We start from the raw sequence: 19,194 nt of genomic DNA, 5'->3' as shown, positions 1-19,194 counted from the left end.
CATGTGCCATGGATTGTGTCCAAAGGAGAAAGAATGAAACCGTTTTTTTTATTCCCCGGAAACATCAGCCTCCGCACAGCCCTGCTGCTATATATGGTTACCCCGCTTATGATTGCCATTGCTCTGTTTGGTGCGCTGGCCCTCAGATCCATGGAAAGCCGGGTAGAAGAACAGATGAAAAAGGATCTGGAGCTTGTGGCCCGTGCCATTCAACTGCCCTTAAGCTACGCCATTGAGCAGGACAGTATGCTGAGTATGCAGCATGCGCTGGAATCTGCTCTGGCCATCGGGAGAATTTACAGTGCCTATGTTTATGATCAGGAAGGAACAGAGATTCTCAGGCTGGGGCTTGAGGATCCCGAACCAAAGACGGAGCGCCTAACGGAGCTGGCTGCGGATGGCGAAAACACGGGTGAATACGGCAGAATTGCCGGACGTCAGGTATACTCCTATTTTGTGCCGCTTACGGACAGAGGAGGACGTATTCTTGGTCTCCTCCACCTTACCCGGAGGGGAAAGGAGTTCAGCGATCATATCCAGCTTATCCGCATCCGGGGTGGAATCATTCTTGGCGCACTTTTGATAACCCTGTCTGCCCTTGTTTTGCTCGGACACCATCGCGCCCTGGGAAAGCACCTGAAAAGACTTACGGAAAGCATGTCTGTCATTGCCAGTGGTGAACGCAGTCACCGGTTCAGGGAAACCGGCCCAAGGGAAATGGTTTCCCTTGGGATCAGCTTCAATCATATGCTCAACAGTATTGAAGAGGCAGAAGAAACCCTGCGGCGTCAGCAGAAGAAGCAGGAGCTTTTGGAAAGGGAACTCCGGCACTCTGAAAAACTAGCAGCATTGGGAAGGCTGGCCGCAGGTACGGCCCATGAGCTGGGTTCTCCCTTAAGTGTTATCAGCGGTAAAGCTCAGCGTGCCCTGCGTGAAAATAATCTTGGTGAAAATCAGAAAAGAGCTTTTGAAGATATTCGAAAACAGGTTGTGAGGATGGATCTTATCATACGGCAGCTTCTGGATTTCAGCAGAAGAAATCCCCTGCGCTGTTCTGCGGCCGTTCCGGCACAGCTCATGGCCTCTGTTATCGCTGCCGTATCCGAAGAAGCCGGTTTCCACACGAAGAAGATCCGGATCAGGGGGCCTGAGGAAAAAAAAGCTTTTTTCATGGATACCATGCGGGTACAGCAGGCACTGATCAATCTTTTACGCAATGCAATTCAGTGTGCATATGCTGGGGAAATTGAATTTTGCTGGCAATATGAAAAAAAGGGTATTCGTTTTTCCGTCTGTGACAAGGGGCCCGGTATTGCGCCAGAAATCCGGTCAGAAATTTTTGAACCATTTTTTACCACGAAGCCGGCGGGAGAGGGCACGGGTCTGGGCCTTTCCGTTGTGCATACGGTGGCCGAGGAGCATGGTGGTTTTGTGGCGCTTGCAGATAATCCCGGAGGCGGTACCTGCTTTCATCTTTTTATTCCGGAACAGGCAAGGAAAAAGGAAAACGAAGCATCATGACAGAAAAAACCATGGCACGGATACTCATTGTGGAAGATGACAGGGCGCTGGGTGCCATGCTCAGTGAAGAAATCCGGGAATCCGGCCTTCACTCAGACTGGGTGCCCAGTGCCGAAGAAGGATTAAAAAAAATGCGGCAGCAAATGCCGGATCTTGTCATTTCCGATCTCACCCTTCCGGGTATGGGGGGGATGGATTTTCTCAGAAAGGTGCTTGAAGAAAAAGAGCATGTATCACCTCCAGCCTTTCTCATTATCACAGCATTTGGAACCATTTCAAAGGCCGTTGAAGCCCTGAAGGCAGGGGCTGAGGATTTTTTGACCAAACCGCTGGATCTGGAACATTTTATTCTGAGTGTCAGACGGATTCTGGAGAGAAAGCAGCTAAGGGAAACCCTTTGTCGGATGCGGGGCTTTTTATCTTCCGATGGATTTCACGGTATGCATGGGCAGAGTGCTGCCATGCGACTTCTTTTTGAACAGATACGGCAGGTTGCCAAGGCCAAGGGGCCTGTACTCATTCTGGGGGAAAGTGGTTCCGGCAAAGAGCTGGTTGCCAGAGCCATACACAGGGAAAGTAACAGATCCAAGGGGCCTTTTCTTCCGGTAAACTGCGCTGGCATACCGGAACATCTCATGGAAAGTGAGTTCTTTGGACATGCGGCGGGTGCATTTACGGGTGCTGGCAGAAACAGGCAGGGTCTTTTTGCCGAAGCCAGTCAGGGATCACTTCTGCTGGATGAAATATCGGAAATGCCCCTTTTTCTTCAGGCCAAGCTTCTGCGTATTCTTCAGGATGGCAAGGTCCGCAAGGTGGGAGAAAACAGGGAGGATCAGGTGGATGTACGTATTCTTGCGGCAACCCATCAGAATATGGAACAGGATGTATTGCAGGGAAGTTTCAGGGAAGATCTGTTTTTCAGGCTGGAAACCTTTACCCTGAGGGTGCCTCCCCTGAGGGAAAGGGGGGAAGATACGGAGCTTCTCGCAGCCCGTTTTGTGGAGCAGTTTGCCCTTGCCATGGATAAAAAGATCAGAGGCTTTTCTGCTTCTGCTCTGGATCTTATTACGCATTATCCCTTTCCCGGTAATGTCCGAGAACTTCGCAATGCCATGGAAAGGGCCGTGACCTTTGCAAGGGGGCAGCTGATCCAGCCGGAAGATCTGCCCCTGAGGATACGTAGCCATCAACAGGCCCCGCCGGCTTTACCGGAGACCTCCGGCATTGACATACTGCCCTCTGGCCGGCTGATTTCCCTTGCTGAACTGGAGCAGCGCTACATCCGGCAGGTATTGAAAGAGACGGGGGGGAACAAGCGAAGTGCGGCCACCATACTGGGTATAGGCAGGCGTACCCTTTACAGAAAGCTGGAGGCCGGTGCGTCAGGCCTTTGAAATTGTGTTTTTGTTTCTTTGTAACTGTTCAGCACCGTTTTCCAAATACCATACCTGCAAGACAGATGCACAGGCCCCAGGCTATTTGCCCGTGACGCAATCCGGCACTCAAGCTGAAAAGCTCAAGCCCTTTGCGGGAGCAAAAGTGCTTAGGGATCTTGAGTGCCGGATTCGGGAGCTTCTTGCCCTGTGCGGAAGCGGCAAAAACTCCCCGCCACAGGCAGGATAAGCTTTTTGATTACCATGGCAGGCCTTGGTACGCTGCCTTTGTGGCGGCTCAGACAGTTTGCCGCTTTTATAAGCACTCCGGCACTCAAGCTTGCAAAAGCCCATTTTTTTCATCGCAGGCTCTAGGTTTATGGCTTGAGTGCCGGACAAAGCTCTGATCCGAAACGATTGCAATGTCACTTGCAAATAGCCACGGAGCCTTGCAACAGTACAAAGCTGTTGTAACTAGAGCATTGGCAGTTCGGAATAAACTGTTCTGAATAATTAGGTTTCTTTTTGCAGATGCGCTATGTTGGCGCATTTTTTAATCTGATTACGACCCTGACTCAGCCACAGCCTGCTGGTCGGGTTGTCCTATGGTGCGGGCTTTAATACGGGCAGGTGCAAGGCCTGCCCCTGTAAATGTTTTTTACGGCCTTGTTTTGTGTAGGGGCCCCCTTTACGGGTGCCCGCCGGTATGTTTTCAGATTATATTTTAAACTGTCCCACCATTTTTTTCAGGGACTCTGAAAGCCTTGAAAGCTCCCCTGCACTGTCATTGACCTGAGAGCCTCTGTCTTTCATTTCTCCCATGGCGTGGCTGATGCCTGCAATGTCCTTTGTCACTTCTGCCACCACGGTGGCGTTCTGGCTGGCATTCTCATGGACCAGTTCAATACCCTGGGAGACCTGAGCCACATTTCCTGCAATCTCACTGGCTGCGGTGGACTGTTCTTCCACGGCTGCGGCAATGTTGCCCACCACCTCGCTGACGTCATTGATGACCGTTGTGATTTCTCCCACCTCCTGAATGGTGGTGGCGGTGGTGCCCTGAATGTCTTCAATTTTTTCCCGGATATCCTGAGATGCCGCAGCGGTCTGTCTGGCCAGCTCCTTGATTTCATTGGCAACAACGGCAAAACCCTTGCCAGCCTCACCGGCTCTGGCTGCTTCGATGGTGGCATTCAAGGCCAGAAGGTTTACCTGTTCCGATATGTCGGTAATGGTTTCAATGACCTTTCCGATGGCATCGGCGGCTTCCTTCAGGCTTCCCATGTGCTTGGACATGCGGGCAGCCTTGCCTGCGGCATCCTCGGAAACCCGCCTTGCTTTTCCGGCATTATTGGCGATTTCATTGATGGTGGAAGACATTTCCTCCGATGCCGTGGCCAACAGGTTGGTGTTGCTGGAAGACTGCTCAAGCGCTGAAGCTGACTGAACCGTATTCGTGGATATTTCTTCGGAAGCGGCGGCCACGGTTGCAGAGCGGCCGGATACATCCTGAACGCCCTGCTGCATGTCATCGGCAATGGCAGAAAGCTGGGTGGAGGAGGAGGCCAGTGTATTCACCCCTTGTCCTATTTCACGGATAACGCCCTGAAGTTTTTCCACAAAGATATTGAACCAGCGGGCCAGCTCTCCCACCTCATCTTCGGTGCTGACCTTAAGGCGCATGGTGAGATCCCCCTCACCCTCTGCAATATCCTTTAAACCGGCCACCGCCGCATTGATGGGATTGACAATGGAGCGCACAAGGAAAACTACAATAAAACCCACAATCACAAGGGAAAGGATAATCACCAGCACCACGGCATTTCTCACATCTCTGGAGCTTTCCAGAAACTCATCATGGTCCTGGGTTACGGACATGAGCCAGCCCGTGCTGGGAACCGGTGCAAAACCCGCCATTTTTCTCACACCACGGAAGACATATTCATCGGAACCGGAATGGCCCCGGAGCATTTCCCTTGCAATGTGCTCCATTCCCGGAACCTCATTGATATCCGTTTTAAGGATGAGGCTTTCATCGGGATGGGCCAGCACCAGCCCCTTTTCATTGAGCATATAGCCGTAACCCGTGTTGCCAAGCTCGCGGCTGGCTACCATTTCCGTGAGGTAATTGGCATTGATGACCGTGGCAAAGACCCCTAAGAATTCCCCCCGGCTGGAAAGGATGGGCGAATTGATGGGGAGGACGAGGCCGCCCGTGGCCTGGGAGCGCAGCACATTGCCGATGACGGTTTTTTTGGTGGAAACGGCCCTTCTGAATTCGTCATTGTTTGCAATATTAAAGCCGACATATTCATTGCCATTGGCCATGACTCCGGTGAGCAGTTCTCCTCTGGCATCGGCAACAAAAATACCCTGATAATTGGACCCAAGGGCGGGGAACTGAATCTTGAGGTTTTCAAATACATGCAGGGCCTGGGATCTGACAGCCCCATGGCCCTCTGCATGGGCCTTTGCCACAAGGTTTCTGATGGATTCTTCCCGGGCAAAGGCATCTGCCAGACGGACCTCTGCAATGAGAAGATTGTCCATGAGGTTGGCCAGGTCCTGAGCAATACCATAGGTGTTTTCAGCGGCATTGTTGGTCAGGGCCGTGGTGGACCGGCTCATGGCAATGAAGCCCACGGCAAGAAGGGGAATGAGAACGGAAAGCAGACTGACACTGAGCAGTCTGAAACCGATGGATCGGACATTGACGGCCATGGGGTAGAACTCCTTTTTAAGATTGGATGAATGAACTCCTTTGATTGATTGGAATCATAACTTTTTCATGGGGAAAAGTCCAATACCTTAAAAATTTTTCAAAGGATTTTTTTCAAGTTTACCAGCAGGTCAATGAATGTTCTGCTGGCTGGTGGGGATGAATGGATCTTTGGTAGGGCTTTCATGGAGGGGGCTTTTTTAAAAACAGCAAAGATGCCGTATCCTCCGGGGTTTTCTTTTCCTGAGCCGTTTTTTTTATTTGCTTTTATTGCCGGTAAGGGGTAGGGGTACAATTATACACATGTTGTGTTTTGTGCACGAATAAGAACGGTGTTTTTTTTGTCTGCGGTGACAAAGGCCGGAACATATATGAAGGTGGGGAATGAAAGTTTTTTTGGCGTTTTTTCAGGGGTGCGTCTTTGTAACCATATGAAAAAAGGAGGGTTCCCATGTTCTGTTTTCAGTGTCAGGAAACCATGAAAAACACCGGATGTACGGTAAGGGGTTTTTGCGGAAAACCCGAAGAAACGGCGAATCTTCAGGATCTTCTGATTTTTGTTCTGAAGGGTATGGCCGTTTATGGGGAAAAACTAAAGGAAATGGGGGCTGCGGACCGAAGCCATGACACCTTTATCATGGAGGGTCTTTTTGCCACCATTACCAATGCCAACTGGGATAAGGCCCGTTTTAGCTCCATGATCGAAGAAGGCCTGCGCCGCAGGGAAAGCCTTGCCGTTAAATTCAGCGATCTTTACCGTGAAAAGAACGGAAAGGATTGTGCGGATTCTCTTCCTGAGGCAGCTATCTGGACGGCTTCTGCTGAGGCCTTTGGGGAAAAGGCTAAGGAAGTGGGCGTTCTGCTGACGGAGAACGAAGACGTCCGTTCCCTGAGGGAGCTTCTGACCATCGGTCTTAAGGGCATTGCTGCTTATGCTGAACATGCGGCGGTTCTGGGGTATTATAAGGATGAAATAGGCGAGTTCATGATGGAAGCTCTGGCTTCTACCACAAAGGAGCTGTCCGTGGATGCCATGACTGGCCTTGTGATGAAGGCCGGAGAAATGGCCGTCAACCACCATGGCCCTTCTGGATGAGGCCAACACGAAAACCTATGGTCACCCTGAAGTGAGTGAGGTGAATATCGGCGTGGGCAAAAATCCCGGTATTCTGATCTCCGGCCATGATCTTAAAGATATGGAAGAGCTTCTCCGTCAGACCGAGGGTACGGGCATCGATGTCTATACCCACGGAGAGATGCTGCCCGCCAATTACTATCCGGCCTTTAAAAAATATCCTCATTTTGTGGGGAACTACGGTGGTTCATGGTGGCACCAGAACGATGAGTTTGAATCCTTTAACGGTCCCGTACTTCTTACCACCAACTGTCTTGTGCCTTTAAAAAAGGACAATACTTATCTGGACCGTCTCTTTACCACAGGTATTGTGGGCTATGAAGGGGCTGTGCACATTGCCGACCGGCCCGAAGGTGGAACAAGGGACTTCTCTCCCCTCATTGAAAAGGCCCGAAGCTGTGCACCTCCGGTCAGCTTTGAGGAGGGAAGTATTGTGGGGGGTTTTGCCCACAATCAGGTGCTGGCTCTGGCAGATAAGGTGGTGGAGGCCGTAAAGAGCGGTGCCATCCGCCGTTTTGTGGTCATGGCCGGTTGTGACGGAAGGCATAAAAGCCGCAGCTACTATACGGAAGTGGCGGAAAGTCTTCCTTCCGATACGGTCATCCTTACGGCGGGATGTGCCAAGTATCGCTACAATAAACTGAACTTAGGAGATATTGGCGGTATTCCAAGGGTTCTGGATGCAGGCCAGTGCAATGACTCCTACTCCCTTGCCGTCATTGCCCTGAAGCTTAAGGAAGTATTTGGCTTAGAAGATATTAATGAGCTGCCCATATCCTATGATATTGCATGGTATGAGCAGAAGGCCGTTGCCGTTCTTCTGGCTCTCCTTGCCCTTGGAGTCAAGGGAATCCGCCTTGGTCCAACACTCCCGGCTTTCCTGTCTCCGGCTGTGGCAAAGGTGCTGGTGGAAAAGTTTGATATCAAAGCCATATCTTCTGTGGAAGAAGATGTGGCAGCCATGATGGCGGGGCGTTAATGTCTGAACGGATGCTGAAGAATTTCTTCAGCATCCTTATATCTTTATGGACCTGCTTTAACAGGAGGTTTTTATGAAAGTACCTCCCGGCGGCATGAAAACCCTGCTTCTGGCCCTTGGTCTGCTTCTTGTGGGTGCCGGTATTTACGGGGCAGCGGATTTTTCCATGAAAGCCACGGATGAGCCCGCATTCTGCGGATCCTGCCATATTATGTATGAAGTGGTGCGCACCCAGCAGAATTCGGTGCATGCTTCCCTTTCCTGCAATGACTGCCATGCACCTGCCGGTGGTATCCGGAAAGTCATGTTCAAGGCAAAGGCAGGCGCCAAGGATGTGTACCAGAACACCTTTGGCGATGTTCTGGATGTGATTCATACCACTCAGGCCACAAAGGATGTGGTGAATGAAAACTGTATGGCCTGCCATACCATGACCAACATCAACGTGGCGGATGCCAAGGAATCCTGCACGGATTGTCACCGGCAGGTTCCCCATTTCTCCAAGTCGCCCATTGCTGAAAGGAGGGTCGCCAATGAATAGGACTGCTGGCCGGAAGATCCGGCTGTTTGTGGTATGCTGTTTTCTGACAGCCGGATTTGTTCTGGGTGGCTGCACGCAGGTACCGGACCCTGAAACGCCCTCTTACAAAACAAAACTGGCGGCGGATGAAATCCGCAATTCTGCCTTTAAAAAACAGTTTCCCCTGCATTACGAAACCTTTCTTGCAAACAATGATGATACACAGATGACCGAATATGCGGGCTCCGTTCCCCATGAAAAGCATCTCTGCGGTGATCTGCCAAGGGCCTATAAATACTGCCAGCCCTATCTGAAGAATCTCTGGATGGGTTATCCCTTCAGTTTTGAGTACAACCGGGCCAGAGGCCACACCTATGCCCTCTATGATCTGCTGCACATTGATCGCATCAACCGCTACAGCGAAGAGGCGGGGCTGCCTTCTACCTGTTATACCTGCAAAACGCCCAAGATGGTCGAATGGGTGGAGAAATATGACGATGATTTCTGGGCCATGGAATTTCATTCCTTCAGGGAAGAGCTGGATCTGGATGACCACACCATTGGCTGCGCCACCTGCCATGATCCCCAGAGTATGGATTTAAGAATTACCAGTGTGCCGCTGGATGAGGCTTTGAAACGCATGGGACAGGACTGGCGGGAGGCTTCCAGAAATGAAATGCGTTCTCTGGTCTGTGCCCAGTGCCATGTGGAATACTATTTTCAGGATAAGGCACTGGGGCCTGAGGCCAAGCCTGTCTTTCCCTGGGACTTGGGGAAAAATCCAGAAAATGTCTATGAATACTATAAAGATAAGGGTTCCACGGAGCGTAAGGGCTTTGAGGGAAATTTTGTGGACTGGACCCATGCGGTATCCGATACGCCCATGATCAAGATTCAGCATCCGGAATATGAAACCTGGTATGATGGTCCCCACGGGGCTGCCGGTGTTTCCTGTTCCGATTGTCACATGCCCTATCGTCGCATGGATGGGAAAAAGAAAATATCTTCCCACCACTGGACCTCGCCATTGAAAAGCGCTGAAAGCATCGGCCGGACCTGCGGGCAGTGCCATGCCGACAAAACACCGGAATTCCTGAAGGGGAGGGTTGTATATACTCAGGAACGCACCTGGGAGCAGCTGCTGGTGGCTCAGGATCTTTCCGTAAAGGCCCATGAAGCCGTGCGCCTTGCCCGGGCCTTTGAAGGGGCAAAGCCCGATAATTATGAGGATTTGATTATTGCCGCCCAGGAGCGCATCCGTAAGGGCCAGATGTTCTGGGACTGGGTATCAGCGGAAAACAGTGCGGGCTTCCATAATCCGGCCAAAGCACTGGAAACCCTTGCCCGTTCCCAGCAGTACAGTCAGGAGGCCGTGAACTATGCCATGCAGGCTACGGGTTATGCCACGGCACCAAAACTTGAGGGCAATATCAAAGACATTGTAGCGCCCATCAAAGAGCACAGCCGCAAGCTGCAGCAAAGTCAGGAACATCTGGATTCCCACCCATGGCTGGGATACCTGCCCCTTCTTCCGGAAGCGGATCTGGTCTGGGATCTGAATAAAAGGGTGGGACCGGAAACGCCATAAATTTTGATTACTACCCTGATTCAGCCCCAGCTTGCTGGTGAGTTTGTTGTCAGGCCCATGGTGCGAGCTTTCATATGGGCAGGCTTAAGGCCTGCCCCTGTGAATGGTTTTACGACCCTGTTTTGTGTAGGGGCACCCTTTACGGGTGCCTGATCACAATCGTAAAACTTTGTAAAAGCTATTCGCTAGGAGCCGTTTCCTGTGCCTGCCGATTCTTAAGGTCATTAAAGACCTTAATGACCTTAAGAACTTTATGGATGACAGCCCTGTTTTTTTCTTGATCTCCCGCCTGTAATCCTCTATCTTGTCCTCCAATAATTTTTCGGCAGTATCTGAATGGCTTTGTGTCTCACATGAATTGATGGGCAGCTGCGTTTCCGGGCTTTTTTTATTCCTGCATCTGTGCTGTTTTTCCAGTCCGTGTCCGTGAGGTGCGGTTACGGTTTTTATTATCCAAAATTTAAAGGAGTGGGTTTTATGAACGGTTTACGAAACAAGGCCTTTGCTCTCATGGCCGCTGCATGTTTTTTAATGGTTTTCATGGCAGGGGCGGGTCTTGCCCAGAATGCAAAAGTCAATATCAATACAGCCAGCGTGGAAGAGCTGATGCAGATTAAGGGTATTGGTAAAGTCTATGCCGAGCGTATTGTTTCCTATCGTGAATCCAACGGATCCTTTGGCAGCATAGAAGATTTGCAGAATATCAATGGAATTGGTCCTAAAACCATAGAGAGAATCAAAGATTTTGTAACTGTCTCAGAAACAGGGCAGGATACGGCATCCTGATCATTTTGTGCAGGGTACAGGAGTCTTCCGGATTTTTTTTTCGGGAGGCTCTTTTTTATTGGGAGGAGGCCTTGCAGGATTTTTTTAGCCATGCGGATCTTAATCCGTTGCCAGAGTGTGGTATTCATGATTGGATACATGCCGGAAACAGATATGTCTGGATGTCTGAACGGGTGGATGATTCAGGCGAAAAAGATGTGAAAAACTCAGGGAGGGTATATGTTTCTGGAAAATCTGACAATTGATCCGCGTTTCTGTGGCCCGTCCCAGTCCGGAAACGGAGGTTATGTCTGTGGACGCATTGCAGGGCATATTTTGGGCACGGCATCGGTTTCCCTGCGGGTGCCGCCGCCCCTTAAAAAAGAGCTTCGTATGGAAAAGGATGAAGACAGGGTTCGGCTGATGGATGGTGATCTCCTCATTGGAGAAGGAATTCCTTCGGAGTTGGATATTAAAGTACCCGATTTTATTTCCTTTGAAGAGGCTGTGGAAGCTTCGAAAAATTATGCGGGTTTCCGGCACCACAGCTTTCCCCGCTGTTTTGTCTGCGGCACCCTTCGGGAGGAGGGGGATGGATTGCGAATTTTTGCGGGGGGTATAAAGGATAAGGGGGTTGTGGCTTCTCCGTGGCTTGTGGATGACTCCCTTGCCGGAGAAGATGGAAAAATTTCAGATGCTTTTATCTGGGCGGCCTTAGATTGTCCCGGTGCCTTCGCCGTGGCAGGCCTTGAAAAGGGAAAAGCCATTGTTTTGGGTCAGCTCACGGCAAGGATTGTGGGAAGGGTAAAGCCCGGTGACCGTTGCATTGCCATGGGCTGGCCCCTGGGAGTCAATGGCAGAAAAAGAATGGCGGGTTCCGCCGTATTTTCAGCGTCCGGAGACCTGCTGGGCCTTGCCCGTGCCGTGTGGGTGGAGATTCCTGAAAATCTCTTTCCGCCGGAAAATCCCTGCATGGATTCAGAGTAAAATAATCTGATTATTTTGTAACTGTTCAGCACAGTTTTTTCTGAACTGCCAATGCTGTAATTGCAGCAGCTTCGTACTGCTGTAAGGCTCCATGGCTATTTGCAAGTGACATTGCAATCGTTTCGCGTCACGGGCAAATAGCCTGGGGCCTGTGCATCTGTCTTGCAGGTATGGTACTTGAAAAACTGTGCTGAACAGTTACATTATTTTTTAACGATGGAGGTATGTGTGATGAAAAAATGGATATTATTGATGGTGCTGCCTGCTCTTCTGTCCCTTTCCTGCTCGCAGGACGGCGGTGTATCGGATCTGCGTTTTGATCCTCTGCCCTACGCCTATGATGCCCTTGAACCCTATATTGATGCGGAAACCATGGAGCTGCATTACAGCCGTCACCACAAAGCCTATTTTGATAATCTGGTGGCAGCTCTAAAGGGCACGCCCCTTGCACGCCAGCCCCTGGAAGTCCTGCTGGCTCAGGCCAGCCGCCTGCCCGATGCCGTGCGCAACAATGGGGGAGGCCATTATAACCATGCCTTTTTCTGGAAGGTGATGTCCCCCGATGGTGGTGGTGTGCCAGAGGGAAAGCTTGGAGAAAAAATTGAGGCATCCTTTGGCTCCTTTGATGCGTTTAAAGAAGCCTTCACGAAGGCGGCCCTTTCCCGTTTTGGCAGCGGATGGGTCTGGCTCTGTGTTGCAAAGGACGGTTCCCTTTTCATTACATCCACAGCCAATCAGGACAACCCCCTGATGGATACCGTTGAAAAGCAGGGAAAACCCATTCTGGCACTGGATGTCTGGGAGCACGCCTATTACCTGAGCTACCAGAACAAAAGGGGCAGCTACATTGATGCCTTCTGGCATGTGGTTGACTGGGATGCGGTGGCAGCTTTTTTTGAAGCCAGTCTGTAGAGCAGGAAGGCTTGGACAATTATTTTCTAAAATAATGGTTGACAAAAATATCTTTTTTGTTATATTAAATTTGTTTTTTAGGTTGGCGCCTTTTTTGATTCTGTCTTATTTTTACGTCCGCATTCAGCCCAAGGGCTGGTGCGGGTGTTTTTGTTTGTGCTTGGGTCTTTTATTCGTTTTTTAGGTTTAACTATTTTGTTTTATTGTTTATTTTTTATTGAAAAGGGAGAAAAAAATGAAAAGGGAAGAAGTTAAAGCCATTTTGATCCAGCTTGGAAGTGTCCATTTTACGGATTCTCCTGGCACATTCCTCCAGAGGCATGGAGAGTCAGATCAGGGAGCCAGTGAGCGGGACGCCCTGTCTGTCCTGCGGCGGGAGCGGGACAGACTTGCAGAGCAGTTAAGGACCAGAACCCGTGAGTATGATGAGCTGCTCCGGTCCATGGGTAGCGTAAAAACTCTCAAAACAGTTTAAAAAAACAGATTGAAAGAGAGTCCGATAAATCCTGCAGGCCTTTGTGTTGCAGGCTTTTTTGTCTCTTCAGTCACGTCAGGCTGACCTGAAAATTCTCTGCCGTATAGATGCAGAGACCGTCGCAGAATACGGCAGCCTGACAGCTCAGCCCTTCCCTTTCATCCATACAAATTTCCTTCACACTGATAACACAGTGCATGGCCGCACTGCCGGGCCGGATCTGTCCCCTGTAGGTCCAGCTGTGGCTCTGGGGAGGAATACAAAAATCTTCCATGGGTTTTTTCAGTATCCGGGAGGCTGTCCATCTCAGGGTGGTGAAAACCGCCTGAAGACCAAGGGAGCCGGGGCATACGGGGTCATCCTTGAAATGGGCGTGGAAATACCAGTCCTGATCGGAAATATCCATGACGGCAAGGGTTTTCCCAAGGCCTTTGCTTCCGCCCCTTTCGTCAAAGGAAAGGATGCGGTGGACCATGCATAAGGCCTGCTCCGGGTCTGTTTCCGGATGGGGCAAGGGGCTCTTTATCCTGAAATCATGGATGGCCTCCATACTTTTCAGGTTTTCCGGAAGCTCAAGGCCCGCAGGCGCGGCCATTCCCTTCTGGTCCGAAAGGGCTTCTCGGGTGAAAAACCCAAAGTGGGTGGCACACTGTAAAACGGGATTTTTTTTCTGAAAGCAGGTAATCTCGAAAAAAAGAATCTGCAGATCGCCGTTTTTCACATAGCGGGTCAGGGTGGCTTGGGTTTCAATTTCTTCTCCACGGAAAACAGGAGCAAGGATGGCTGCCTCTCCTCCGAGGTTTCTGAAGAAAAGATCCCTTTCGCTTTTCAGGGAACACCCCATCCAGGCTGCCATGAGACCGCAGGGTTGCAGGGCGGCTTCCAGAAGCAGGGCATAGGGGAGAGGGCTCCTTTCATGCCCGAAGTCCGGGCCTGTGGCTTCCGGATGCCAGAGGGCGGTGATCTGGCTTTTTTCCGTAATGTGGTCCGGCGTGAGATGGGCATGGCTTACGGCATCCACCGTGAGATAGGGAGGTCTTGGAAGGCGGGCGAGAAAGCGTCCCTGATCAAAGGCGGCGTAGCTCTTTCCAAGGGCATCTTCGGCACGGCCATCGCAGAAGGCAAGGAGCCTTGCTTTGTCCCAGAGGGGTTTTTCTTCCCCTGATCCGGACCAGATGGCGGCAAGACCTTCCCTGTCGGTTCCCTCCAGCATGAGGCTCATGCCCTCAAAGCGGACAATGCATTTGCCGTCTGCGTACATGAGGGCATCGGCCAGCACAAAGGGCTGGGGAGCAAAATCCATTTTACGGATATGGATTTCATAGCGGACCTTTGATGTTTCCGGCGTTACCGGCCCCCGGCATTTAAGGCGGCTGCCCGCACCGGGCAGGGGTTCCCAGGAGCAGGCCCTGTCCTCCGGTATCCATCCGGCGGCCATGACGTATACCCGTAAGGTCTGCATGCAGCATTCATACATCAGGGTGCCGGGCATGACAGGATCATCGGAAAAGTGGCAGGTGAGAAACCAGTCGTCCGGGTGGATATCCGCCTCACCAATGGCAAGGCCGCAGCCGTAATGGCCGCCCTGGGGGTCCATTTCCTTCATGCGGTGAACCAGCGCCAGCATGCCGCCGGGCAGGCGGATATTTTCTCCCATGGTTTTTCCTTTGAAAAGGGGGCCAAAGGCCCTTTCCCCGTCTCCCTTTCTCAGGGCTTCCATCCTTTCTTCGGAAAGAAAAGAGGCCGGAAAGCGGGGGACGGGAATGGCACCGGGGGCGATGCCCCTGTCCGGCATAATGGCCGGGAATCTTTCCTTTGGGATCACGCCTCCGGAATCACGGATTTCTTCAGGGGTAAAGAATCCGGCACAGCCCTTTTCCATGGTGATGAGTTTTTCCTTCCCGATGAATCCCGTAAAGCGGAAGAAAAAGATGTGGGTTTCTCCCTGCTGCACAAAACGCTGGATTTCGATTTCATAGCGCACCGTTTCACCGGGCCTTGGCAGTTTTCTGTGGAAGGAGGCCACGGCATCCAGAAGACGGTAGGCCCTTGTACCCTTCACCTGAAGGTCAATGCCCATGTAGGCGCAGAGGAAGAGATCGGCCTGACCGGATTCAATGGCAATGGAAAAGGGGGTGCGGCCTCCGTCCAGATACCAGGCGTCTTCTTTTACCTCATGCTCCGTGACGATGGTTCCGGGTCCGGTGCGGCCCTTGATGGCATCAATGGTGAGAATCCGGTCCACCAGCAGCAGGGGCGGGGCCGGAAGCCGTACCCGCACAGGATAGCTGTCCACCGGTGCAAAGTCTTTGCCCAGAACCGTTTCTGCCTTGCCGATGGCAAATTCAAGGCAGGCTTCACGGTCAAAGGCGGGTGCCGGTGCAGGCAGGGAAGATGCCGGGGGAGTGGTTTCTGCACCGGTTTTTTCTTTGCCCAGCAGGGTATTCAGGGTTCGGAGGCGCTGGGCACAGCCATCAAGGTACATTTGATGCAGACGGGCGCTTTCTGCCTGAATGGAAGAGAACTGGTACAGCACCCTGCTGGAGAAAGGGGGGGCTGTCATGGTCTGTTTTTTACCCGGTGCCACATGCCAGATGGCTCTGGCTCTGGCCATGCTGATGACCTCCGCCTCATCTTTTTTCGAAAGGCTGAAGGCCAGATGGGGGCGGTCTTGAAGAATGCTGCGGATCATGCGGGTGCAGGAGTCCGATGGTCCCATTTCCACGAATATCCGCACGCCGTCCTCCCATGCCTTCAGAACCAGTGAGGGGAAATGAAAGCCCCGGAGGTTTTGTTCCAGAATGGCCGTACAGCAGCTCTTTGTATCCGGAGTAAAGGTTTTTCCGCTGGCGCAGGAATAATAGCGGTAGGGCCTTGGATGAACGGGAAAGGTGTGCAGGCTTTCATAGGCTTTGTATGCGGGCTTCAGGGCATCGCAGTGTACGGAAATGACCCCTTCAAGGAAGATGGGGCGAAGGCCCATATTCCCTGCCAGCGTTTCAATATCCTTTTTTTCTCCGCCCACCACACATTCTTTGAAGGTATTCACAATGAGGCGGCGCAGTCTGGGGTAGGCGGGAAGATGGCTGTCCAGTGTTTCCATTTCCACAGGAAGAAGGGCAGCCGCCCAGTAAAAGGGCTCTTCTTCTCCGATGCCCCATTGCTTCCGTAAGGCCCTGCATGGACCGGAAAGCTCTTTGGTGAACAGCTCTGAACCTTGCAGACGCTGCTGCATGATTTCCGGGTTTTCCCAGAGACCTGTGGCAAAAAAGCCAGCGGTTTCTCCAAGGGAGTAGCCCATGATTGCCTCGGCAGCAAAGCCTTCTTCTTCGGCAATGCGGGTCATGATGCGACCATAGCGTACCTGTGCGAAAATGGCAGGGGTCGGGTCATGGCCATCATCCGGGGAGAGGGGAGGAATGGCTTTTTTATCAAAAAAGCTTTCTTCATCGGCCTTTATGATGTGGGGCCAGAACCTTGCAAGGCTTTCTCCCATGCCATGGAAATGATTGCCCGAGCCCGGATAGACAAAGGCCGTTTCTCCCCGGATGCCTTCTTTTAGGGAGGGCGCAAGGAAGGCGGCCCCTTCCCGGCCCGCAGGCAGGAGGGTCCGGCCTGCGGCGATGGCCTCTTCAAGGATGGCACACCAGGAGCCAATCCGTTTTATATCCGCCGCCAGAATGGCTGCCCGGAACTCTCCTTCCGAGGCTTGGCAGGCCCTAAGGGTGCAGGCTTCGGGCAGAAGGCTAAGGTTTTTTATTTCTTCACGGAGAAGGCGGCAGGCCCGGATCAGTTCTTCTTTTGAATTGGCGCACAAAGGATAAACCTGTACGGGAGGAGAGGGGCGGGCTGCTGCGGAAAATTTCGGATCAGGGGGGGATGCCTGCCTTGTTTCCTGCCGGGTGATGGGTGAAGGAAGGCTTTTTTCTGCCATGCGGAGCAGGGCATGGCCGGATGTTTCCCAAAGCTTTTTTCCCGCAGCCTTTTCCATATCTTTTTCCCAATCTTCGGAAGAGATGCGGCCAAGGATGGTGTCACCCCGGCGGATGGCATCTTCTTCCCTTCGGAGAATGAGGCAGATGGCACCGGAGAAGGGCGCATCTGCCATGCCTTCAAGGTCCCGGCAAAGGGGAGACAGGTAATGGCTGCGCATATCCGAGGCGGCAAGGATAAAGGCCTTGCATTCTCCCTGTTCAAGACAGCGCTCTGCCATGTGCAGGGTTTCAAGGGTGGTTTTTCCATCACCGGAGAGGGTGATGCAGGGGCCGCCCAGACCGAAAACCTTGGCCACCCGACTGGCCGCCATGCTGGTGAGGGAACCTGTGACATGGTCCGCATCCAAAGGGGGGAGGGCAAGGGCTTCGTGCTTTTCGGGAAAGGCCCAGCGAAGGCTGAAGTCCGTTGCGGCAGGATCAAAATCAACCAGCACCCCAAGGCCCGTGGCGGCCCGTGTGCTTTTGTCCCAGTCCAGATCCCGCAGGGCTTTTTTTACGCAGAGGAGCAGGGCCCTGTGATCGGCCAGCATGGCTTCGCTTTCTTTCGGCGGGATGGGGAAGAGGCCGGGGGCAATGGGAGCCTCTTTTTTGTCGTAGCGTGCCGCACCCACGATGACAAGGGATGGGGGCCTGCCAGAAGAGGGGATAAGGGGCCGGGGCTCCGGTGCCGGTGGCATTTCTTCCACGATCATGTGGGCGTTGATGCCTCCGAATCCAAAGGCATTGACTCCGAACGCCCTGGGTGTTGTTCCTTTTTTCTCCCAGGGTTCAGGCGATCGGAGGATGCGGAAAGGGCTTTTTTCCAGGGGGCCTCCATGGGGCGCTTTTTCAAAGGTCGGGGTAAGGGGGAGGGTATCCCGGTCAAGGGAGATGAGCATGCGGCTGAGCCCTGCGGCTCCGGCGGCCGTCAGCAGATGGCCGGTCATGGATTTGACCGAAGCCAGAACGGGTTTTTGGGCACCGTTTTTTCCGAAAATCTCTGTAAGACTGATGATTTCCACGGGATCTCCCGTGGGTGTGCCGGTGCCGTGGCATTCCACGGCATCCAGATCCTGAGGCCCCATGCCCGCCATGGACAGGGCCTGTGCCATGGCCCGGATCTGTCCCTCGGATTTGGGGGCCAGCACATTGCCGCCGATGTCGTTGGACAGGCCAATACCCCGGATGACGCCTATGATGGGGTCCTGATGCCTGAGGGCATCTTCCAGTCGTTTTAAGGCAAAGAGTCCGCAGCCTTCTCCCACCACAAGGCCATCGGCCCTTTCATCAAAGGGTCGGCAGCAGCCCGAAGGGGAAAGGGCTTTGAGCTGGGTGAAACCGATCTGGAGAAAGGAGATTTCGGCTCTGGAAATGCCCCCTGCCAGCATGAGGTCCGCACGTTTTTCCCGTAAAGTGTCGCAGGCCAGGCGGAGGGCCACAAGGGAGGAGGCGCAGGCCGCATCCACAGTAAATACCGGCCCGCCAAGATTTGCGGCACGGGCCGTAAGAAGGGCAGGGCTGCCCGTAACCCCGAAGCCCGCCCTTGTCCCTTTATCCCTGAAGGATGATTTTTTTCCAAAGGATGTGCGGGCAAGCCGTGTGATGCTGTCCGTGGGAAGTCCGAGAAGGCCCGTAATCAGCCCCGTGCGTCTTTTTAGCTCTTCTGTCACTCCGCAGTCCTGCAGAAGCCTTGCGGTGTTGTGGGCAAGGAGTATGGACAGGGGATCGAAAAAACATTCCTTCCCGATGCTGCTTGCAGCAAAGGGGGGCAGGGTGTCCGGAAGGGGAGCCAGCGCTGCCATGGTACTGATGGTTTGGTCGGCAAGGTGGCTTTCCGAAAGAAAGCGGGCCTGATCCGGCCAGCGTTCTTCGGGAATTTTTCCGATGGCCACATGACCTTCCATAAGATGACGGCTGAAGGTGGCAATATCGGCTGCGTCGGGAAAGGTGGCCGTCTGGGCGATGATGGCAATGGGCATAAAGGATGTCATGGTTTCCGGGCTTTTTTATTTGAATGATTGGGGTGGGCTGGGGCTGGCACCAAAAAACCCCCGCCATATTGCCATGCTTTGCTCTTTGAAGGCAAGGCAGTCTTTTTTTCCTGTCTGTCGGGCACCCCTAAAGGATGCCCCTACACAAAACAGGGGTTGTAAAAATCATTCGTAGGGGCAGGTCTTGCGCCTGCCCGTGTGAAAGCTCTCACCATGGGCCTGACAACAATCTGACCAGCAGGCTATGGCTGAGTC

Annotated in this window: 10 protein-coding genes and 1 pseudogene; 9 read left to right on the top strand and 2 right to left on the bottom strand. The window is 52.6% G+C overall.

The features are described from left to right. Nucleotides 1-33 precede the first annotated feature (33 nt). Both LZ24_RS01555 and LZ24_RS01550 read left to right on the top strand, forming a co-directional pair. Complete coding sequence (locus LZ24_RS01555) at nt 34-1,521, top strand: sensor histidine kinase (protein ID WP_144681603.1); 1,488 nt, start codon at nt 34-36, stop codon at nt 1,519-1,521. Further along, entirely contained in the window at nt 1,518-2,915 is a 1,398-nt protein-coding gene (locus LZ24_RS01550; RefSeq protein WP_144681601.1) for a sigma-54-dependent transcriptional regulator, read from the top strand. Before LZ24_RS01555 ends, LZ24_RS01550 begins: the two co-directional genes overlap by 4 nt. A gap of 696 nt (nt 2,916-3,611) precedes the next feature. Here the strand turns inward: LZ24_RS01550 and LZ24_RS01545 are convergent. Next, nucleotides 3,612-5,615, bottom strand: a complete 2,004-nt coding sequence (locus LZ24_RS01545) for a methyl-accepting chemotaxis protein (RefSeq protein ID WP_144681600.1) — start codon at nt 5,613-5,615, stop codon at nt 3,612-3,614. A 449-nt stretch (nt 5,616-6,064) separates the two neighbouring features. Here LZ24_RS01545 and hcp point away from each other — a divergent pair. The 7 genes and pseudogenes from hcp (at nt 6,065) to LZ24_RS01510 (ending at nt 12,974) form a co-directional block, all read left to right on the top strand. After that, nucleotides 6,065-7,727, top strand: a pseudogene (gene hcp, locus LZ24_RS01540) (hydroxylamine reductase). 73 nt (nt 7,728-7,800) lie between these two features. Then, nucleotides 7,801-8,268, top strand: a complete 468-nt coding sequence (locus tag LZ24_RS01535) for a cytochrome c3 family protein (RefSeq protein ID WP_144681598.1) — start codon at nt 7,801-7,803, stop codon at nt 8,266-8,268. After that, on the top strand, nt 8,261-9,835 hold the full coding sequence (locus tag LZ24_RS01530) for an ammonia-forming cytochrome c nitrite reductase subunit c552 (protein WP_144681596.1): 1,575 nt from the start codon (nt 8,261-8,263) through the stop codon (nt 9,833-9,835). The genes LZ24_RS01535 and LZ24_RS01530 overlap by 8 nt, the downstream gene beginning before the upstream one ends. A gap of 477 nt (nt 9,836-10,312) precedes the next feature. After that, nucleotides 10,313-10,621 (top strand): ComEA family DNA-binding protein, encoded by a 309-nt coding sequence (locus LZ24_RS01525; protein ID WP_246118492.1) that lies wholly within the window; start codon nt 10,313-10,315, stop codon nt 10,619-10,621. 219 nt (nt 10,622-10,840) lie between these two features. After that, a complete protein-coding gene (locus LZ24_RS01520; RefSeq protein ID WP_144681594.1) occupies nt 10,841-11,587 on the top strand; it encodes a hypothetical protein in 747 nt (248 codons plus the stop codon). A 231-nt stretch (nt 11,588-11,818) separates the two neighbouring features. Beyond that, nucleotides 11,819-12,499: a superoxide dismutase gene (locus LZ24_RS01515; protein WP_246118491.1), complete on the top strand. Its 681-nt coding sequence runs from the start codon at nt 11,819-11,821 to the stop codon at nt 12,497-12,499. 235 nt (nt 12,500-12,734) lie between these two features. After that, the gene (locus LZ24_RS01510; protein ID WP_144681592.1) at nt 12,735-12,974 is read left to right on the top strand and encodes a hypothetical protein; all 240 of its coding nucleotides are present in this window, start codon (nt 12,735-12,737) and stop codon (nt 12,972-12,974) included. 70 nt (nt 12,975-13,044) lie between these two features. On the opposite strand, the gene LZ24_RS01505 is transcribed toward LZ24_RS01510, so the two are convergent. Then, the gene (locus LZ24_RS01505; protein WP_144681590.1) at nt 13,045-18,939 is read right to left on the bottom strand and encodes a beta-ketoacyl synthase N-terminal-like domain-containing protein; all 5,895 of its coding nucleotides are present in this window, start codon (nt 18,937-18,939) and stop codon (nt 13,045-13,047) included. Nucleotides 18,940-19,194 lie beyond the last annotated feature (255 nt).

This window comes from Desulfobotulus alkaliphilus, from assembly GCF_007830435.1.
GTDB classification, from domain to species: domain Bacteria; phylum Desulfobacterota; class Desulfobacteria; order Desulfobacterales; family ASO4-4; genus Desulfobotulus; species Desulfobotulus alkaliphilus.
This window is presented reverse-complemented; position numbering and strand designations above follow the sequence as displayed.

Excerpts from the sequence above, each read along its gene's own strand:
- LZ24_RS01550 (WP_144681601.1), top strand. The coding sequence starts at position 1,518 with ATGACAGAAAAAACCATGGCACGGATACTCATTGTGGAAGATGACAGG.
- LZ24_RS01520 (WP_144681594.1), top strand. The coding sequence starts at position 10,841 with ATGTTTCTGGAAAATCTGACAATTGATCCGCGTTTCTGTGGCCCGTCC.
- LZ24_RS01555 (WP_144681603.1), top strand. The coding sequence starts at position 34 with ATGAAACCGTTTTTTTTATTCCCCGGAAACATCAGCCTCCGCACAGCC.
- LZ24_RS01505 (WP_144681590.1), bottom strand. The coding sequence starts at position 18,939 with ATGACATCCTTTATGCCCATTGCCATCATCGCCCAGACGGCCACCTTT.
- LZ24_RS01510 (WP_144681592.1), top strand. The coding sequence starts at position 12,735 with ATGAAAAGGGAAGAAGTTAAAGCCATTTTGATCCAGCTTGGAAGTGTC.
- LZ24_RS01535 (WP_144681598.1), top strand. The coding sequence starts at position 7,801 with ATGAAAGTACCTCCCGGCGGCATGAAAACCCTGCTTCTGGCCCTTGGT.
- LZ24_RS01545 (WP_144681600.1), bottom strand. The coding sequence starts at position 5,615 with ATGGCCGTCAATGTCCGATCCATCGGTTTCAGACTGCTCAGTGTCAGT.
- LZ24_RS01525 (WP_246118492.1), top strand. The coding sequence starts at position 10,313 with ATGAACGGTTTACGAAACAAGGCCTTTGCTCTCATGGCCGCTGCATGT.
- LZ24_RS01515 (WP_246118491.1), top strand. The coding sequence starts at position 11,819 with ATGAAAAAATGGATATTATTGATGGTGCTGCCTGCTCTTCTGTCCCTT.
- LZ24_RS01530 (WP_144681596.1), top strand. The coding sequence starts at position 8,261 with ATGAATAGGACTGCTGGCCGGAAGATCCGGCTGTTTGTGGTATGCTGT.